At 62.0% G+C, this 271-nt stretch carries 1 protein-coding gene; it reads left to right on the top strand.

Translation table 11 applies throughout. From position 1 onward, the window contains the following. Window positions 1-271 (top strand): 50S ribosomal protein L17 (gene rplQ, locus SB751_RS30645; protein ID WP_410749104.1); only part of this gene is annotated, 271 nt, incomplete at both ends.

Below are 271 nucleotides of genomic sequence, written 5' to 3'. Positions count from 1 at the left end.
CTCATCGAGCACGAAGTCATCAAGACGACGCTGCCGAAGGCGAAGGAACTCCGTAAGGTTGTCGAGCCCCACATCACGCTGGGCAAGAAGCCGTCGCTGGCAAACCGTCGTCTGGCGTTCAACCGCCTGCGCGATCGTGACTCGGTCACGAAGCTGTTCGACGTGCTCGGTCCGCGTTTCGCGAACCGTCCGGGCGGCTACCTGCGCATCCTGAAGTTCGGTTTCCGTGTTGGCGACAACGCACCGATGGCACTGGTCGAACTGCTCGACC

Source organism: Cupriavidus sp. SIMBA_020, assembly GCF_046535395.1.
In the GTDB taxonomy this organism is placed as follows: Bacteria; Pseudomonadota; Gammaproteobacteria; order Burkholderiales; family Burkholderiaceae; genus Cupriavidus; species Cupriavidus campinensis.
This window is presented reverse-complemented; position numbering and strand designations above follow the sequence as displayed.